Origin of the sequence: Membranihabitans marinus (genome assembly GCF_019802045.1) — a bacterium.
Lineage (GTDB): Bacteria > Bacteroidota > Bacteroidia > Chitinophagales > Saprospiraceae > Membranihabitans > Membranihabitans marinus_A.
This window is the reverse complement of record NZ_JAHVHU010000006.1, coordinates 305,293-324,321: the sequence shown is the minus strand read 5'-3', so window position 1 is coordinate 324,321 and position 19,029 is coordinate 305,293. Positions and strand designations below refer to the sequence as shown.

The 19,029-nt window shown below is 44.6% G+C and carries 12 protein-coding genes; 8 read left to right on the top strand and 4 right to left on the bottom strand.

Translation table 11 applies throughout. The features are described from left to right. The first annotated feature begins 21 nt into the window (after positions 1 to 21). Entirely contained in the window at positions 22 to 3,372 is a 3,351-nt protein-coding gene (locus KUV50_RS07240; RefSeq protein ID WP_222579436.1) for a hypothetical protein, read from the top strand. A 160-nt stretch (positions 3,373 to 3,532) separates the two neighbouring features. Here the strand turns inward: KUV50_RS07240 and KUV50_RS07235 are convergent, their stop codons facing one another. Genes KUV50_RS07235 through trhA form a run of 3 tightly spaced genes read right to left on the bottom strand, consistent with a single transcriptional unit; the run spans position 3,533 to position 5,023 of the window. Beyond that, positions 3,533 to 4,117, bottom strand: a complete 585-nt coding sequence (locus KUV50_RS07235; protein WP_222579435.1) for a sugar O-acetyltransferase — start codon at positions 4,115 to 4,117, stop codon at positions 3,533 to 3,535. 27 nt (positions 4,118 to 4,144) lie between these two features. Then, a complete protein-coding gene (locus KUV50_RS07230; RefSeq protein WP_222579434.1) occupies positions 4,145 to 4,357 on the bottom strand; it encodes a hypothetical protein in 213 nt (70 codons plus the stop codon). 21 nt (positions 4,358 to 4,378) lie between these two features. Next, positions 4,379 to 5,023, bottom strand: coding sequence for a PAQR family membrane homeostasis protein TrhA (gene trhA, locus KUV50_RS07225; RefSeq protein WP_222579433.1), 645 nt, complete (start codon positions 5,021 to 5,023; stop codon positions 4,379 to 4,381). A 214-nt stretch (positions 5,024 to 5,237) separates the two neighbouring features. On the opposite strand from trhA, the gene KUV50_RS07220 reads away from it, so the two are divergent. The 3 genes from KUV50_RS07220 (at position 5,238) to KUV50_RS07210 (ending at position 8,387) form a co-directional block, all read left to right on the top strand. After that, positions 5,238 to 6,188 carry an aldo/keto reductase gene (locus tag KUV50_RS07220; RefSeq protein ID WP_222579432.1) on the top strand — a complete coding sequence of 317 codons (951 nt, stop codon included), beginning with the start codon at positions 5,238 to 5,240 and terminating at the stop codon, positions 6,186 to 6,188. Between the two features lie 180 nt (positions 6,189 to 6,368). Beyond that, positions 6,369 to 7,589 (top strand): multidrug effflux MFS transporter, encoded by a 1,221-nt coding sequence (locus KUV50_RS07215; RefSeq protein WP_222579431.1) that lies wholly within the window; start codon positions 6,369 to 6,371, stop codon positions 7,587 to 7,589. Positions 7,590 to 7,937: 348 nt separating this feature from the next. Then, the gene (locus tag KUV50_RS07210; RefSeq protein ID WP_222579430.1) at positions 7,938 to 8,387 is read left to right on the top strand and encodes a hypothetical protein; all 450 of its coding nucleotides are present in this window, start codon (positions 7,938 to 7,940) and stop codon (positions 8,385 to 8,387) included. A gap of 276 nt (positions 8,388 to 8,663) precedes the next feature. On the opposite strand, the gene KUV50_RS07205 is transcribed toward KUV50_RS07210, so the two are convergent. Further along, a complete protein-coding gene (locus KUV50_RS07205; protein ID WP_222579429.1) occupies positions 8,664 to 10,007 on the bottom strand; it encodes an MATE family efflux transporter in 1,344 nt (447 codons plus the stop codon). 63 nt (positions 10,008 to 10,070) lie between these two features. Between KUV50_RS07205 and KUV50_RS07200 the strand changes: the two genes are divergently transcribed. The 4 genes from KUV50_RS07200 to KUV50_RS07185 all read left to right on the top strand — a co-directional run bounded on the left by KUV50_RS07200 (position 10,071) and on the right by KUV50_RS07185 (position 18,770). Continuing rightward, on the top strand, positions 10,071 to 10,556 hold the full coding sequence (locus tag KUV50_RS07200) for a hypothetical protein (protein WP_222579428.1): 486 nt from the start codon (positions 10,071 to 10,073) through the stop codon (positions 10,554 to 10,556). A 215-nt stretch (positions 10,557 to 10,771) separates the two neighbouring features. Beyond that, complete coding sequence (locus tag KUV50_RS07195; RefSeq protein ID WP_222579427.1) at positions 10,772 to 12,031, top strand: Gfo/Idh/MocA family oxidoreductase; 1,260 nt, start codon at positions 10,772 to 10,774, stop codon at positions 12,029 to 12,031. A gap of 67 nt (positions 12,032 to 12,098) precedes the next feature. Next, entirely contained in the window at positions 12,099 to 15,455 is a 3,357-nt protein-coding gene (locus tag KUV50_RS07190; protein WP_222579426.1) for a DUF1080 domain-containing protein, read from the top strand. Between the two features lie 747 nt (positions 15,456 to 16,202). Then, positions 16,203 to 18,770, top strand: coding sequence for an adenosylcobalamin-dependent ribonucleoside-diphosphate reductase (locus tag KUV50_RS07185; RefSeq protein WP_222579425.1), 2,568 nt, complete (start codon positions 16,203 to 16,205; stop codon positions 18,768 to 18,770). Positions 18,771 to 19,029: the final 259 nt, after the last annotated feature.

The window sequence follows — 19,029 nt, the reverse complement described above, 5'->3', positions numbered from 1 at the left end:
GCTGAGTTTAATATTTCTGGATTGAAGACTAATGTATTATACATTTTATGCCTGTTATTGTTTACCGGTACGTTGACCGGCCAGGTGTCCAGTGTCCAGTTTGGAAAAAACCGGGTCCAGTACCACGATGACTTTGATCAATGGTCATCCTACGAAAGTGACAACATACGCACCTACTGGTACGGAAAGTCTCGCAACATCGGCTATATCGTAGCCAAAATGGCCGAAAAAGAATATCCGGAAATACTGGATTTACTGGAACACAAGATTAATCAAAAAATCCAGATTTTAGTGTTTTCTGATCTCACGGATGAAAATCAAAGTAATATCGGAACCGACGAATTGCTTTATAAAGAGTCCAGTCTCGTCCCTATTCATCAAAATAAAGTTTTTGTCCATTACACGGGAGATCAGCTTGACCTGCAGCGGAAAGTACGGGAGGGGATGTGTGGAATTTTAATTCAGGATATGTTTTTTGGGGGCGGACTGGATGTTAGTCTTCAGGTCAATTATGCCAAAAAATTGCCGAAATGGTACCTCGATGGGATGATCTCCTTTGCCGGTAGTGAATGGAATGAGGAAAAGGACAACGCTTTTCGGAAGTATTACCAAGAGGTTGGAAAACTAGATTTTAAAAAGATGTCCCGCGACTATCCCATTTTGGCAGGCCACAGTTTCTGGTATTATCTCGCGAGTACGTACAGTAAGAATGTGATCCCCAATCTGCTTTATCTGACAAAGATTAACAGAGATCTCGAAGATGCGTTTGATTTTGTGTTTGGCGTCAATTTGGATCAGATCATTGATCAATGGCAGCGGTTCTTTGAGTCCATTTATGCCGCTGGAGAAGTCGAACGATCCGGATCGGACACCGATAACCAATGGAAACTCTGGAAAAGAGGTCGTGCCAAGGTAACGCATGGTGAATATAGTCCGGACGGCAACCGGATCGCGTATGCCATCAATTTTGAAGGCCGGTACCGGGTATATCTCCGGGATCTCGCAGATGGAACCAAAGATCGGGTTTTTAAGTACGGTACCCGCAATCCCTTTTTGCCGGTGGATGAGGAGTATCCGTTTATCCGCTGGGTGAACGACCGGGACATTGCGATGGTTTATGAACGAAGGGATGACTTGTACATCCGGATTATTAACACAGAAAGCGGTGAAGTTTTCGAACAGCTTTTTCCCAATCGGTTTGAACGAATATATGGGTTTGATATCATCGATGACCGGTATATTGTTCTCTCAGCCCAAAGTATGGGAAACATCGATTTGTATCGGTACGATCTTCGAACAAGGCAGTCAGACCGATTTATGAATGACTACTTTGCCGATATGTACCCAGAGATTGTACGGAACACGTTGGGCACCTTTGTGAGTTTTCAGTCCAACAGGGATCGGTCCTCCTGGACGAACTGGCAATCGGATAGTCTGACCAATATACATACGGCGGATTTGTGGATGATGGATTTAGATCATCCCCTGAATTTATTTCCGGTGAGTCAGATTCCCAATGTGGAGCAACGGCTTATAAAAACTACGGATGACAAGGTTTATTTTTTATCTCAGGAAACCGGGATTACTAATCTGGCCTCGATTTCGTATGAGATCGTACCGGATGATACATTGTACGTCCGCCGTTTTCTCACGGATTACTTCAGCGTACCCAAGGCCGAAGTGGATAGCGTTGATCCGGGGTTGCTTCAGGTGATGCCCGGGTATAAAACACGGATTTCTCAGGTGCATTTTCAGTCCAACGTGCCCAGTCATATCCAATCGGTGGTCGTATCTGAAAATGGAGAGCGGGCGTTGTTTACTCTTCAGGATTCAGACAGTAAGTATATCACGTTTGAAGATCCCATGCTCTCCAGGAAGGATACCATCCAACCCATAGCCTACTACCAGTACCTGGAACGGAAAATGGAAAGCCGAAAAAGAACCGATAGCATTTCACTGGCTGAACTGGATACCACCCAGACTTTTCAGACGTCGTATCCCAATACCTTTACCAATGCCTATCTGGATAGTTTATTTCGATCTAAAACTGAGATTTTTACCAATTTATCCTTTGATAATGGCCAGGGTAAGAAAACATCGAGCAGTGCTTTTATGGACATTGCGCGAACTAAAATTGTTCCGTATCGATGGCAATTTTCCGTTTATGAGAGCTCCTTTGATGTAAGCAATGAGATTCTGTTCGACGGACTGGACAGCTATGCGGCTGAAGGTGGGACTTACCGAAGAGCGCCGACCGGTTTATTAGGAAAAGTGGTGGTTAAGGATTTATTTGAAGATTACGAATTTGAAGGCGGGATTCGGTTTCCACCCAATTTCAAAGGCGCCGAATACTATGCCATATACCGGGACAAGAAGCATCGGCTGGACAAAAGCCTGAGCTTGTACCGAAAGGTCCAGACCGAACGTTTCCCGACCCCCACTGGATTGCAAGGTGGAAATAAGTACGAAGTCCTGCTCGGACAGGCTGGCGTGAGTTATCCCCTTGATTTTTTCAATAGCCTGAGAGCGAAATTTACACTGCGTCAGGATAGAAATACGGTAAAACCGACCACGCTGGATGAACTCAATATGGCACCGGATGTTTCTCAGCGAATTGGATTGAAGTTAGAATACGTATTTGATAACTCTTTTATTTACAATCCAAACATACGTAATGGAACCCGGGCCAAAATATATGGCGAAGTCATGAAAAAAATAGAACTTCAGTTGATTGAAGATTTTAAACTTGACTTTGGAGCGGGGTATCTGACGGCTTTTGGCGTGGATGCCCGACACTACTTGCCAGTATTGAAACATAGCATTCTGGCGTTGCGCGTGGGGGCTGGTTTCAGCATAGGGAGTGAAAAAATCCTTTATTACCTGGGCGGAGCCGATAATGAGATCATTCCCCAGTTCAATGAAGAAGGCCGGAACAATTACCGGTACACCTATGCCTATCAGACCGTTGCACCCAATCTGAGGGGCTTTCAAAGTAATGTGCGAAGTGGAAATAACCACTTGTTGTCCAACATCGAAATGCGCATACCGCCGTTCCAGTATTTGTTCGGAAAGAATGTACGTTCCCGGATTTTACGGGATTTTCAATTGGTGGGGTTTTTTGATGTCGGCATGGCCTGGGAAGGCCGGGATCCGTATGATCCCAATAATCCCATCAATTTTGTTGAGATCGATCGTCCTCCAATTCTGCATGCAGAGGTTCAATACTTTCGGGATCCTTTTGTCATGGGGTATGGCGCCGGCGTGCGGATAAATTTGTTTGGTTATTTCTTGCGCGGTGATTATGCCTGGGGCATTGATTCAGGTGCAACACTCAAACCTCGTATTCACGTTTCATTGGGCTATGATTTTTGAGATTTAAGGTATTAGGAGTTAGGTGTCAGGAGAAAGGAGTTAGAGCTTCAATTCAGACGTTGTATGCATCATATATGGCGCTTCCAGATTGTTTCCCTTCGTTCCACACGCACGGATCGCCTCACAATAGAAGCGTTTTGTGAGCGCAGAGTGAAACGCATCATAGTTTCCGGATAACTTTGCATGGGTTTCCCGCAGCCAGCGATCCGGGTGGAATGTCTTTATTCACTACGCTGCCGGCACCAATGACGCATTCATCTCCGATGGTCACCCCCGGCAGAATGGTCACACCCCCGCCGATCCATGCTTTTTTTCCGATTGCAATGGGATGCGCAGAGGTGTGGTAAAAATTGCCTGAATTGCGATCGTCCCAATCCGACCTGATTCTTTCCGCTGCAGCCAATGGGTGAGTTGCTGTATATAGCTTTACATCGGGAGCGATCATCGTGTAGTCTCCGATGCGAATGTGATTGTTATCAACGAAGGTGCAGTTCATGCCGATAATGACATGGTTGCCAATAAAAATATGCCGGCCATAATCACAGTAAAACGGTGTGTCGATGTGTACATTATGCCCTAGTTCTCCCAAGAGATTTTTTAAAATACGCTGTTTAAGATCTGAGTTTGTGGCGGGTACTTGATTGTACTCCTGAACCAGCCGACGTCCCTGGGCTATGATCTCGAGCAATTCCGGAACACTGCTGTTAAAGTCTTTTTCGTTGAGACACTTTTTCAATTCGGACATGGTAATTTCGGATTTTATTTATGATAGCTATTCATCCGGAGCATCCATCGAGGAATCTTTCTTTTTCTGTCTTCTGCGGGAAAGCCAGACCGTAAGGATGGTCAGAATGACGCCAAAGAAAAGTGACTGAATGATTATAAGCCCCCATTGCATCGGCGAACCTTCTACGAGGGTCCATATAATGGTGATGACAAAAAATAGAATCGTATTTTGAATGTATTCGGGGAGGTATTTTTTCATAGGAGGTAAAAATACAAAATTTTACGCTGTTATAAAACTGCGGTATATCGCAATCAGGTGACTGATCGTCCCCATTAAAACCAGAATATGCCAGACAACATGGTAATATTTTACATCTGCCTTTTTGTAAAAATAGATTCCTGTGGAATAAGCCAAACCTCCGATGAGTATCCACCACAACACATCCGACGGTGCATTTTTCCACAAGGGCCAGATTACAAAAAGCACCATCCAACCGAGGAATACGTAAAGGCCGGTACTTAGATTGTCATATTTACCGGTCCACCAGAATTTTAACACCGATCCTGTCAATATGATCCCCCACATGATCCCCAGAAAAATCACATTCGAAGGATAAGAAAGATATTGCATGATAATCGGGGTGTAGGTACCTCCTATAAGAAAAAATATACTGATGTGATCCATGATCCGCCATCGATCTTTCCAGGGACCACGAGGAGAAAAATGATATACGGTCGAGGATGAATAGGTCAGGACTATGCCTGTAAAGAAGGGGGATAGAGTCCACAAATAAACGCCATTGAGGTGGTTAGCTGCTGCCCAGTACAAGAGCGGCATGCATGCGATTAAAATAAGAAGACCCGCACCGTGGCTGATGCCATTCGCTAATTCCTCCTTTTTATTTTGTGGTCGTTCTGAAGGCATGTTTTATTCTAATTTAATACACAATATGGCCGCATGGGTGTATTGGTAATTCTACGAATAAACCACAAAAATTGTTGTGAAAAAAGATAGATAAGTCTTTTTTAAAATGGTTATTTTGAAAAAATATGGAAGTGATCATTAAACTATCGAAACAGGCGATAGTTGGTAAGGAGTATACTGATACGTAGTCAATAAGTCAAATAAAAAAATAATTATGCGGACCATTCGATTTAGTCAAGGAGATACAATGCCTATTCTGGGGTTAGGAACCTGGAAGTCAGGAGAGCGAGAAGTTTATCAAGCGGTGATAGATGCTGTAAATGCAGGGTACAGACATATTGATTGTGCCGCGATCTACGGAAATGAAGCAGAGATCGGCGAAGCCTTGTCCGAATTATTTCAATCCGGGGTTGTCGAACGAGATGAGCTCTGGATTACCTCCAAACTGTGGAATGATTCTCATAAAAAAGAACATGTGCAGCCGGCCATCGAAAAAACGTTGAAGGATTTGCAACTCGACTTTGTAGACCTTTATCTCATCCACTGGCCGGTGGCTATTCGCCACGGATTGACCTATCCGTCCAAAGGGGATGACTTTCATGATCTGGCTGATGTTCCTTTGTTGGAAACCTGGAATGCCATGATCGAATTGAAAAAGAAAGGCCTGGCAAAACACATCGGGGTATCCAATTTTAACATTCCGAAACTGAACCATCTGTCTGAGAGTTCCGCTCATAAGCCTGAAATGAATCAGGTGGAAATGCATCCGTTATTGGCACAAAAGGAGCTGGTCGAATATTCCCGGTCCTCCGGGATTCCGCTTACAGCGTATTCTCCGTTGGGTAGTAATGACCGGCCCCAGCGAAACAAAGACAGCCACCCGGTACTTCTGGAAAATGAGGTGATCCGAGAGATAGCAGATCAACACGAGGTGACCCCTGCCCAGGTGTTGATTGCGTTTCAGATCCACCGCGGAGTAGCGGTGATCCCCAAATCAGTCAATAAATCGCGCATTGAGGAGAATTTTAAAGCGGCTGAAGTGACACTTTCACCGCAGGATATGGAAAAAATTCTCGGTCTTGATCAACACCTTCGGTATATTGACGGGACCACCTGGACGATCGAAGGATCACCGAATACGCTGGAGTCGTTGTGGGAGAAATAGGGAGACGGTGAGGTGCTGATTTGTTGAGTTGGTGAACAAGAATTAAACGGACAGATTCCGATGCATGCATCTAAGAATTTATCAGGATTTCGTCGGAAAATATCATATATATCCAAAATCCTAGTCAGTTATTCGGTAGGTGGTTACTTACAACCATATTATTTTTAAAACCAAATTTCTTTGAGAAAGAAAGGCAAACGGGAAAACAGTAGACTGGGTTTGATACTCATTTTGGGCTCTATGGCTGCCATAGGTCCTCTGAGTATTGATATGTATCTCCCTGCTTTCAATGATATTGCGGCATCCCTGAATACAGACAAAAATCAGGTGGGATATACCCTGACCAGTTACTTTATCGGTATCGGGGTCGGTCAGTTGATGTTTGGTCCACTGTCAGATCGCTACGGACGCAAGTGGCCGACGGTGATTGGCGTATCGGTATTTGCACTGACGGCACTGGCTATTTATTTTACACCAAGCATTGAATTTTTTATTGGTATTCGTGTTCTGATGGCGCTTGGCGGTTGCATAGGAATGATCACCAGCAAAGCCATAGTGCGCGATTTATTTCCACCGGAAGAAATTGCTGGAATTTTTTCCACTTTGATGTTGATCATGGGGATAGCACCAATTGTAGGACCGACACTGGGCGGCTATTTGGTGGCCCATTTTAGCTGGCGGGCCATCTTTTTATTTTTGACCTGTTATGCTTTTTTGATCGTGCTTTCAGTCACTTTTTTTCTAAAAGAGAGTAAGACACCGGATCGGATGATTTCATTGAAACCCCGGGCTGTGGTACAGGATTATATCAAAATATTTCGAAATCCATGGTTTTTGAAGTACAGCCTGGCGGGTTCTCTGGCTTATGCGGGTTTGTTTGCTTACATCAGCGGTGCCTCCTTCCTTTATATGGACCGGTTGGGGTTTAGCCAGGAAGCTTTTGGTTGGACTTTCGGGCTCAATGCCGGCGGGTACATTCTGGGTGCACAAATCAATCGTTTGGTTTTGAAAAGATGGACAAGTGCCATCGTCAGCCGACGAACCATGCTGTTTCAGACCATCGTGGCAGCCGGGGTGATCGTGGGTTACTTTATCCCCGCTTTATTCAACACCGTTACCATGGGCGGGATCTGGCTTTTTCTTTTTTGTTTGGGATTCATCACCCCCAATACAACGGCTCAGGCCCTGGCGCCATTCGAAAGATTGGCCGGATCTGCGTCTGCGCTGATCGGTGGAATGCAAATGCTCACCGGAGCCGTGATCTCAGCCATCGTCAGTGTGGTGATGGGCGCGTCCAGTCTGCCCTTGTTTGTGGTGATGTTTATCTGTTCTTTGTCAGGTACCGTGTTGCTTCGAATGAATGTGGCTCGCAGCCGTGAAGTGGCCCCGGCAAAAATTTAATCAAAGCATCTTGCTTTTGACTATCTAATGTTGTAAGAGCATTTTGTCTGTCTTAGATTTGTGCGTCCGTCTTTTGAGGAACGTGCCTGTCTCTTGTGTGACGCGATTTGTCATGGTCCTGCTTTTAGAAAGTATGCATAGCTATCGGGGCTTTTATCCCAACGGGATTTTTTTTAATGCACGCTTCACAGGTACGGAACTGGTCCCCAATAAGAATTGGGGACCGTCTACATTATAAAACTTGTGCTGAAAGAAATGTAATTGTGTCTGATTTTTTGAAATAGTTAAATCAACAAGATTCGTTCAAAAACATATACCAATATCCGGCCATAATTAAATTCTACTGAGATGAAAATCTCTAATATAATTCTTTTGTCCATAGGTTTGCTGACTTTCTTTTCATGTACTACAGAAAAAAATTTGTTTAAAGAATCGAAGTGGTGGACCTGGCATTGGCAGAACGTTTCTGATACTTCTCATTTTTTTTCAGTAGGATCTGTTAAGATTGGGCCAAGACAGATTGCTACACCCCAATTTTTCTTTGCTACTCGCGACACCATCCTGTCCGATTTCTACATGGAAAGATTGGAGGATTTTGACCATAAAAAGAAATGGAAATTAATATATACCAATGAGGGACAGTACCTCAAGATTCAGGAATTGACGGATACGACCATTGAGGTCTTTGGCCCGGTGGAAAAACAAGAAGATCTTCCTATGAAAAGCGGCATTTATGAAAGGCTTTCTGATTTTGCCACACCTCCGTTTCCGGATAGTATTCTGTATGGAGAGAAATAAAATTGGTTGCGGAAGAAGGTTGCAGCTTTGGAGAAGTGCGGAAGCGATCCGGCTTACGCATTTTAATCACACATTATACGTTCACCCGCAGGAAGCGTTCTTCTTTCTACGCACCAGACAATCCGCAAACTCCTTCCATCCACGTGATCCTACCCATCCTAGTCATGCAACCCATCCTAGTATCCTAGTCATTCTAGTTAATCCTAGTCATCCTACTCATCCTAGTTAATCCTACCCATCCTACCCATCCTACTCATCCTAGCCATCCTAGTCATCCTAGTCCACCTTCGCCAGCACCGCTCCATCCCTGGAAATTCTGAAAAAACGGTAGGTCATGGTCACTGCTGCAATCGACAAACCGGTAACCAGCCCGATCCAGATTCCCCGGGCTTCCATACCTGCGTGAAAAGCCAGATAATATCCGAAGGGAATTCCGATGATCCAGTAAGCAATTGAAATATACAGCGTAGGGATTTTGACATCATGCAAACCCCGCAATAGCCCCACACTAATGGCCTGGATGGCATCAGAGATCTGAAATATCCCGGCAAAAATCAGCAGTACCGCTGCATATGCAATTACCTGAGGTTCATCGTTGAAAAAATAGGGGATGTACTCATTGGTGATGACAAATAATATGGCGCATGCGATACCATAGACCAGTCCCATGATCAGCGTGTTTTTGCCCACCGTTCTGGCGGTTTCCAGATCCCGGCGGCCCAGGTAATTGCCGACCAGAATGGATCCGGCAGCTGATAATCCGATGGACACCATGAACGTCAACGCAGCGATGCTAATGGCGATCTGATGAGCAGCCAGTTGAACGGCCCCAAGCCAGCCAATCATAATTCCCGATACTGCAAAAGCGCCGGATTCCATGGCATACTGCAGACTGGAAGGTATGCCGATTTTTAGCAACCGCTGTAAAGTACGGGTTTTGATCTTGATCGAATCTTGAAGCTTTTCCCGGTAAGGTGCGTATTTATCGGTCTTTAGTATGATCCAAAGTAGTGCGAAAAAAATGAGGATCCGGGTGATCAGAGTACCAATTCCTGCACCAAATAATTCATATCGTGGTAATCCCAGTTTTCCAAAAATAAAGAGGTAATTGAGGATGGCATTGAGGGGGATGGATGCCAGGGCCAGATACATCCCGGTCCGGGTGAATTCCAGGCCATCGGTGAACTGCTTCAAAGCCAGAAACATCAGCATGGGAACGGTCGACCATCCCATGATTATAAGGTAGTCCCGGGAAACATTGGCTACAGCTATATCCTGGTCAAGATGAAAAACAATGTCAGCTCCCCAGTGAATGCCGACACCGACTACGATCGCAAAGATGGCGCAGAGTAAGAATCCATTGGCGGCGATGTGAAAACTTCGTTCTTTTTCATCGTTCCCGTTGGCCGTAGCGACAAGCGGTGATATGGCGTAGGACAATCCGATGCCCATGATGTATGGAATGGATAAGATGTTGTTGACCAATGCCGATCCGGCCAGCAACACGGAGTCAATAGAACCCACCATGGCGCTGTCAATGATGCCCAGCATAATCTGAGTCATATTCCCCAGAATAATGGGGATAGAGACAGCAATAATACGTCGGTTTAACGTGCTCAAGGTGTAGATGATTTAGAATTACGATGCAAATATGCGGATATAATCCCTTATATTGTTGTGATCATGAAACAAATAGTAGCCCATCAAACAGGTGATCGGTTGATCTTTTTTATCCTGATTCTATTTCTTACAATTCGGGGACAAGGAGTGGCTCAGGGGCACCCTTCGGAAGCAGGGAAAACCATGGTAGACTCCATAGATTACCACCCCGGATTTTACCATTGGGATGAGAATACGGTCATTACCCTGACAAATATCGCGGGTTCTTATATTCACGATGCCCAACGAATACTGGATCACGCCAATACAAACTTCAGCAGTAACCCCGAATCGTTGATCACGATCGAAATCGGAGCTATCAAAGCCGATCAGTTTTTGTATGAGATCGAGATCTCTCCCGGCACCATCCGGGTACTTGCACCATCGAAAAGTGAGATGAACACCGCATTGCAAGTCCTACGGCAGATGAAATTAGTGGCCATCAGAGATTCCCCTGATTACGAGTTGATCTATTTGAAATGCGGTGTTTACCGAAAGAAGAACTTTTAAAGTTCTATTAAAAATTCATGATTGCAACGGGGCATTATTTTGGGAGTGATTATTATTTTATCTTGAGCTTTTGTAGCAAAGCAGACTCGAAGCCAGTCTGATATACGCTTTGCATAAAATGATCGCAATATTTGATCGTTTTGTAGAAGTGAAAACGTCATGGCAAAACCATCGGCGTCATTTGTTGAATCATCTAATTAGAATACCAAAATCATATGAAAAAGGAAAGTAGAAGGAATTTTTTAAGAACCACTGGTATGGCTGCTGCAGCATTCACCATTGTACCTCGTCATGTATTAGGCGGGAACCGCTTTACCGCACCATCAGATGAGATAACCAAGGGCATTATCGGAGTGGGTGCCATGGGGCGCGGCCACCTCAAGTATGAAGGAAGGACCATTGCGATCTGCGATGTCGATGCGGATCATTTGGACAGAGCTCGAAGACTCGCAGGTAATGATGTGGCCACCTATTCAGATTTTAGAGAATTTCTTCAGAATCCCGATATTGATGTGGTCCATATTGCCACGCCGCCGCATTGGCATGGAATTATGGCCGTGGAAGCAGCGAAAGCAGGGAAGGACATTTGGTGTGAAAAACCCATGACCAGAACCATCGGAGAGGGGCAGGCTGTGATCGATGCCGTGCAACGCCATGACCGGATGTTTCGTTTAAATACCTGGTTTCGTTTCCGTTCCAACTTTTACGGAATGGGTGTTCCTGTGAAGCCCATCAAAAAACTGGTGGAAAACAGAGCTCTGGGGTGGCCGCTGAAAGCCACGATTAGTGGAGTTACTGGTTTTAATTGGAAATTTTATTGGAGTGGGAAAACCAATCTGGAGCCACAGCCTGTTCCGGAAGCACTGAATTATAATATGTGGCTCGGACCGGCGCCGTATAAGCCGTACAATGAAGACCGGGTGCATGCAAACTTTAGAGGATATTGGGATTATGATGGCGGTGGATTGGGAGATATGGGCCAACATTATATGGATCCCGTTCAATATTTGCTGGAAAAGGATCACACCAGTCCGATTAGCGTGGAGGTGGACGCCCCACAGCAGCACCCGGAGGCTGTGACGACCTGGCGCCGGATTACGTATACCTATGATGATGGTTGTCAGATTATACTGGACGGAGAGAATAAAGATAAGGATGCCAAGTTCCTGGAAGGACCGGATGGCTGGCTGAATAAAGGCATGGAATCATCCATCGCTGATGTCCATGGACTTATCGATAGCTTACCGGATCCGGCTCCGCAGATACAAAGCTTCAATGAATCCGTTCGTACCCGGCAAAAATTTCCACTTCATGAACTCAACGGCCATCGAAGCTGTACCTTAATCAATATGGGGAAAGTGGCTTTGCGTCTGGGGCGGAACCTCAAATTTGATCCGGTAGCGCAACGGTTTATTGATGACCCGGGAGCCAATGCCATGATTAATCAGCCCATGCGTGGTCACTGGACTTTGTAATAAAATACCGAATCTCTATAGTAATTTTTTGATTAAGAACGACATCTATACATTTCAAAATATCAATATGAAATTTCAATATATTTTAATTTTTATGATTTCATTGGTGACAGTTCAGGCAGGACTGTCTCAAGATCAGCGTACTTTTGAAACCAAAGTAGCTGATGCACTAAATTTACTTCCCGCCAGTAATCAGGAAACCTACAAAAAGACCATGCAAGAGCTGGTCAATCTGGGCCCCCAAGTGGTGGACGAATTGACGCGACTGTACAACGACAGTGAAGGCAAAGAACGTGCCCAGCTAGAATTGGCTTTTTCCGGGATTGGCAAATTCTTGTCTTCTGCAAGTAAAGGCGTCCGCAGCCAATTTGCAGAAGCCTTCGTAGAAAGTGTATCCGACCATCCAACGGGTGAATTGCCAGTAGCATTGCTGGAAGAACTTTCTTTTTTCATGCCGGAAGACCAGGTAAGCTTACTAAAACCGTTGCTTGCCGAGCGTAATTTGCAAATGCGGATTATGGATATTCTCGAGATGCGGCCTTCTGAGACGAGCGGAGCGATTATATGGTCTGCGATGGACAAGGCGGATAATCGAACCCGGTTCAAAATCTATAAAGTGCTTGCAGATCCGCGATTTGGTATGCAGGATAGGGTGCTAAATCCAAGTATGGCTAATAGTCAGGGAACACTTGGTCAGCTGATCTTGAATGGGCTTGCAGAAAGTGGCGATGTAAAGTTCGTGGACTATTTTGTTGATCTGGCGGCAAATGATCCAGATCCCGTTGAACTGGATGCCATTATTAAATTCGGACACTCCCTCGCTGAAAACGGGAAGCAGGAAGAAGCTGTTCGGTATTTAAAAAATATTTTGAAGAATGAGAATCAGAAACTGCAAGCTTTGGGAACTTATCAGTTGGCACGTGTGGCTCCAGACAAAGCAATCGCAGAAGTCAAAGCAGCCTTTGCATCCGGTCATGAATCCGCTGTTGCCGCAGCTCATGCTTTATCGTTTATAAATTCAGGACAGTATGACGCGCTGGTGTCATCGATCGAAAAATCTACTCCGGCAGCCAGAGCTGATGCGATTCGGGTATTGACCCGGCAAGCCTGGGCCGGCAGTGAAGATCTGGTTCGTTCCGGAATGAAGAGTTCGGACACTTTGGTAGCTGCCCAAGCGGTCATTGGGTTGGCAGAACTTCATGGAACTGATGCACAAAACGATGTATTGGACTTTCTCCAATCCACCAGTAATACCGCCGTGAAAAATGCAGCTGTGACGGCATTAAAAATGTCTACCGATAAGAAAAACATTAACCAGGTGGTTTCTGTGCTTTCTAACGTCGACGACGCCACGAAGATCCAGTTGATTCCGATTGTCGCAGATCGGGGCGATGAACGTTATTTTGATAACGTATATAAATATGCTTCGGAAGCGGATGGACAACTACAACAGGTGGCGATACGATCGTTGGGCAAATTGGGTGCCTCAAAAAATATTCCCCAAGTGCTGGATTTGCTGAACAAAGTGTCAGAGGATCAGGTCAAGGTTACTCAATCTACGCTGGATAAGATGCTTTCAAAAAGTTCTGGAACGGAATGGGAGCCTCAGTTGTTGGCGTCGATCGAAGGAAGCCACAAGAATAACTTTATCCCGCTGATCGGACATTTGTCGGGGGATAAACCGAGCATGATGGCAAAGAAGATTTTGAATGGTAATGATGTTGCCGCTACTAATCAACTACTTACTACGGTGGGCGAGTGGGCTGATCCCACTCTCGTAAAAGATGTGATGAGGTTGCTGGAGAATGAAGAAGTATATGATAATGCATTGAAAGCGGCGCTTAGTATAATCGATCGGGCGGATTGGTCAGATGTGCGTAAGATATTGTATCTGCAGCAGTTGTATGATCAGGTGAAGTATTCTACCAATAAGGTTGAAATCATCGGAAAAATAGGAAGTTACCGTGATTACTATGCGCTCTTAACCATTGGAGATTACCTGGAAAATACCACCGGATCTGTACAAAATGCTGCCGCAAAAGGTATCATGAGTGTTGTCATGCCCGGACCTCAGAATGATGATGGCCTGAAAGATTCATTAGCGCTCGATCTGCTCGAGCAGGCTCGTGAAATCGTTAGTGGACCTGACTCGGAATATTTTAAAGAGAATATAAAAACATACATCGAGTCAGTACCCGCAGAAGACAGGAAAGGATTTGTTTCCATGTTCAATGGAGAAAACCTGGCAGGTTGGCAGGGATTTGTGGCAAACCCCATCCAACTGAGTCGGATGTCTGATAAAGAAATTGAAGAAAAACAGCAGGCGTCCAATAAACGAATGCGTGATCACTGGTGGGTAGAAAATGGTGAGATCCATTTTAAAGGAGACGGGCAAAATCTGGTCTCCGCTAAAAATTACGAAAACTTCGTGATGTTGATCGATTGGAGGATCGGTGATAAAGGTGATAGCGGTGTGTACTTACGCGGCACACCCCAGGTGCAAATATGGGATACAGCACGGGTAGATGTCGGCGCAGAAGTGGGTTCAGGGGGATTGTACAACAATCAGAAACACCCCAGTAAACCGTCAAAATTGGCTGATATGGGGATTGGAGACTGGAACCACATGAAAATGTCTATGATGGGAGAAAAAGTATCTGTCTGGTTAAATGGAGATTTGGTGGTAGATGATGTGGTGCTCGAAAACTATTGGGATCGGTCCATTCCGATTTTCCCATCCGGGCCGATAGAGTTGCAAGCACATGGAACCGATATTGCTTTTCGGAATATATACGTGAAAGAGATTCCGTCGGGCATGGATTTATTGACCAAGGAAGAAAAAGAGGAAGGGTTTACGCCATTATTCAACGGGTATAACCTGGATGGTTGGACCGGCAACAAAGTCCAGTATCAGGCGGTTAATGGCGTGATTGTCGTCGACCCGGAAGCTAGTGGGAGCTCTGGCAACCTTTTCACAGAAAAGCAATATGCGGACTTTAACTTCCGGTTCGAGTTTATGTTGACCCCAGGAGCAAATAATGGACTCGGTGTTCGAGCCCCACTCGAAGGCAATGCCGCCTATGGCGGAATTGAACTACAAATACTGGATAATACAGCCAGTATTTATGCCAACCTGAAACCTTATCAGTATCATGGTTCCTTATACGGGGTAGCACCGGCAGAACGAGGATATCTCAAGCCAGTGGGCGAGTGGAACGTTCAAGAGGTGATTGTGACTGGAGATCGTTATCAGGTTATTTTGAATGGAACTAAAATTTTGGACGTAGATGCTAAGGAGGCTGTCAAGAATGGCGCTATGGATGGAAAAGAGCATCCGGGATTGAAGCGCAAAAAGGGACACATCGGCTTTCTGGGCCATGGTTCCGAAGTTAAGTTTAGAAATATTCGGATCAAGGAATTATAAGTAGATGTGAATCTTTTTTATTGAAACTCACGGCTGAATTATCGTATCATACGATTAAGCCGTCTTTGATACCATACACCTGGGTTGCAAATTTGAAATAAGCAACCCGGGTTTTTTTTTAAATTATTGTCAAGCAAATATTTTGCGCAACTTGTTTTATTTCGCTCTTCCACATATTAAAATGTATAAGAACGTGGTGTGATAAGTGGGGCGGGATTAAAACCATAACTCCCGCCCTTTCGGTAAGAAAATCACTAGCACCTAAATTCTGCCGGATAAAACGGTCACACCGCAGTCCTTTGCCACATTATTCACTTTTGTTATTTTAAGTGGGGCGTACCATAGTCTAAAATATCTCATGCGATGTTCACTGCGTCTATTATATTCGGTCTGGCCATGAATTTGTGTTATTAAGAATAAGTAACGGAGTTAAACATTGGTCAGAATGTTTGATTTGAAATAAAAAATTGCAAGTTGAATTTCAAATTCTTTATTATGAATAATTGTAATATGTTAATATGAAATATGATAAACAGTTGATGCACAGGTGTTTGTGATATTTGTAAGGTGGTTTGCCGAATTTGTTAATTGTACATATTCTGATTTTTATGTTATAAAAAATTTTAATGAGTGCTGGATTATTGGATAAATTATCCTAACTTTGAGGCTTCCTAAGGTAGCTCCCCGGGTTACTTAAATAGGTGGTTTATTCTAGTCTTTTATGAACAAAATGCTCACAGTTATAACATGAACTCTACACCGGCCCTTCACAAAAAAAAGCACTACAATCACGACACCGTCCTTAAGGCGTCCAAAAAATACTTTGGGGGTGATGATTTATCAGCTACGACCTGGATTAATAAATATGCGGTCAAATCAGCCAATGGAAAATATCTCGAACGGACGCCCGATGACATGCATCGACGGATGGCCCATGAATTTGCACGGATCGAATCCCATTATTCGAGTCGTACTGCAGAGCGCTCGAAAAGTCTTTCCGAATATGGACAGCAACGAGCAGATCTGGATGAAAAAGCGATATATGAACTATTTAAAGACTTTCGTTATGTCATTCCACAAGGCAGCGTTATGGCAGCACTGGGAAACCGGGAAATGATCGCTTCTTTGTCCAATTGCGTCGTGGTTCCGCCGGTCTTCGATTCGTATGGCGGTATCATGTATACCGACCAGCAGTTGGTACAACTGTTCAAGCGACGATGTGGGGTGGGTGTAGATATTTCGGGCCTTCGTCCAAAAAATGCAGAAGTTTCCAATGCTGCAGGCACCACCACGGGCGCAGTATCTTTTATGGAGCGGTTTTCTAATACGACCCGGGAAGTGGCACAGAATGGTCGCCGGGGTGCTCTGATGTTGACAATTGACATTGCTCATCCGGATGTAGAAGATTTTATCACGATCAAACAAAATCTGTCGAAGGTGACCGGTGCCAATATTTCTGTTCGGTTGTCGGATGAATTTATGAAAGCGGTCGATTCCAATTCCAAGTTCACCCTACGCTGGCCGATTGATAGTGCAGAACCCGAATACACAAAAGAAGTCCAGGCGCTGGATTTATGGAATACGATTATAGAATGTGCACACAATACAGCAGAGCCTGGACTCATATTTTGGGACCGGCAGCATGACTACAGTACGTCATCGGTGTACCCGGGGTTTGAAAATAGTTCGACCAATCCTTGTTCAGAAATTGCGATGCAAGGAGGAGATAGTTGTCGGCTGATCGCAGTAAACCTATTTAATTTTGTAAACAACCCGTTTTCGGAGGATGCGTCATTCGATTATGAAACTTTTTATAAAGTCGTTTACGAATCCCAGCACTTGATGGATAATTTGGTTGATTTGGAACTGGAAGCTATTGAACGTATCCTGGACAAAATAGATCATGATCCGGAACCTCAGCATATTAAGCAAGCAGAAATAGATACCTGGAAATTACTCTACGAGAATGGGCAAAAGGGACGGAGAACAGGACTTGGCTTCACTGCGCTGGCTGATATGGTGGCAGCGCTCGGCATTTCTTTTGATAGTGAGGAAGCCAACAAACTTGTGGATCAGGTGATGCGGACAAAGTTGGAGGCTGAATTTGATAGTTCTGTAGACATGGCCATCGAACGAGGACCCTTTGAGGGGTTTGATCCAAAGATTGAGCATACCTCCGAATTTGTTCAGATGATGGAAGCTGAATTTCCAGATATTTATCAACGGATGATGAAATATGGCCGACGAAATATCTCAATAAGTACGGTCGCACCTACCGGTACACTAAGTATGCTGGCGCATACCTCTTCCGGAATTGAACCCGTATTTTTGCTCTCTTACAAACGTCGGCGTAAGGTCAATGAAAGTGATTCGAAAGCAAAAATTAGTTATGTGGATGATATGGGAGATTCATGGGAAGAATTTGAAGTGTTTCATCCCAAATTAAAAACCTGGATGGAGGTTACTGGAGAAACCGATATTTCACAAAGTCCGTATGCCGGTTCCACAGCACCGGAAATTGATTGGATCCGCCGGGTGGAAATGCAATCGATCGTTCAGAAATATGTAACCCATTCCATTAGTTCGACGATTAATCTGCCTTCCGATGTAACGGTCGAATCGGTCGGCGAAATTTATCTGGAATCCTGGAAAAAAGGGTTGAAAGGAATTACGGTCTATCGGGATGGATCTCGCAGTGGTGTTCTGGTGTCGACGGAAGAAAAGAATGACAACGAAGAATCAAATGTGGAGGTCACCCCAGTGGAAAACGTGTACAGTCCGCCGAAAAGACCTAAAAAAATTGAAGCGGATGTTATCCGGTTCCAGAATGAGTATGAAAAATGGCTGGCTGTCGTTGGTTTTGTAAACGGGAAACCGTACGAGGTGTTTACCGGAAAAATGGAAGATTCATTCAATCTCCCGACGTTTGTGAATAAAGGATGGGTGATCAAGAATAAAAGTGATCGGGGCAGCAGATATGATTTTCAATTTATCGATAAAGATGGATACCGGACCACGATAGAAGGATTATCCCGTTCCTTCGACAAAGAATATTGGAATTATGCCAAATTGATATCGGGAGTGCTTCGTCACAATATGCCCATCAATGATGTGGTCGATCTGATCAATGGTTTGAATCTTTATGACGACAACATTAATACGTGGAAGAACGGCGTAGCCCGTGCACTTAAGAAATATGTGGATGATGGGGCCCAGGCTTCGGACCGACAGTGTCCTTCATGCGACGACCCTGTCGGATTGATATATGAGGAAGGGTGTCTGACCTGCAAAAGTTGTGGGTACAGTAAATGCTGATACAGGTGGTTCGAAGGCGCTGGTCTTTAGATATTGGGACACTACGCTTTCGTATGACAGATAGACGGAAAGGTGGGGTATAAGGTTTATAAGGGATATGGAGTTTATAGGGTTTATGGGGTTTATTTCAGCTTTTTTGCTTTGAGTACCCTGGTTCCGCTTGGTGTGACACTTTGATCTTTGACCTTGAGCCTCTTTACTTTGAGCTTTGAGCTTTCACCTTTGAGCCTCTTTGCTTTGAGTACCCTGGTTCCGCTCG